This is a genomic window from Mycobacterium arosiense ATCC BAA-1401 = DSM 45069 (assembly GCF_002086125.1).
Taxonomy (GTDB): domain Bacteria; phylum Actinomycetota; class Actinomycetes; order Mycobacteriales; family Mycobacteriaceae; genus Mycobacterium; species Mycobacterium arosiense.
In genome coordinates, this window is record NZ_MVHG01000221.1 from 1 (window position 1) to 776 (window position 776).

A 776-nucleotide genomic window follows, 5' to 3' on the forward strand; every position below is an offset into this window, starting at 1 on the left:
CGCTCGGCATGCCTGCGCGACCTGTTGTTAAACAACACTGACCACCTTGTCAATCCTCACTGCATCTCGACAACAACAACAACAGCAGTGGTTAATGCTGCTTTTCGGACTGCACCCCCACCCCACGCCTGTGCCGGGTGGGGTTTTAACACTGCCGGCGGCCCGGCTGGATGCTTAACGGGTGGTTGAGCATCGCCACCGTTGGTGGCCGTAGGCGTGAGGACACACCGCAGCGTTAGTAACTGAAAAACGCTGCCCTCGTCGGAAAAACTGTGCCCCTGTTCAGAGTCGGTTGATGGGTGACATTTCTATGCCGGTTGATCCTTGACACTCTGTGTGTGGTTTAGGTCCCGGCGCTGGTGCGTAGGGCCCGTTTGTTTCGTACCTCGCCGGTACTGGTGCGCGCGGCGGTTTTGACGAGTTCGTCGCCGATGAAAAACCGCAGCAGCTCGCCGTCGACGTGGACGTCGCAGCGAGCGCCGGCATGGTGGCGTCCGATGCAGACTTGTTGCCAGGACACGCACACGATGCCGTTGGAACACACCCGGCGGCTGACCCAATCATCACCGCTGCGATCAGCCACCGGTAAAGCCACCGTCGGCGACGCTGGGGCCGCCGGGGTGAACCGCTGGGCAGGGGTGTCCATGTCCAGCGACTGATGCGGGCGGGCGCTGTTGTAGTAAGCCACCCACTCATCGAGAGCCTGCTGGGCTGCCTTCAGGTTCGCGAACGATGATGTGCTGCTGAGGAATTCCGAGCGCATGCTGCTGTGGAAC

The 776-nt window shown here is 61.1% G+C and carries 1 protein-coding gene; it reads right to left on the minus strand.

The genetic code is table 11. From position 1 onward, the window contains the following. Positions 1-343 precede the first annotated feature (343 nt). Positions 344-776 (minus strand): integrase core domain-containing protein (locus BST14_RS28180; protein WP_142279682.1); only part of this gene is annotated, 433 nt, incomplete at its 5' end.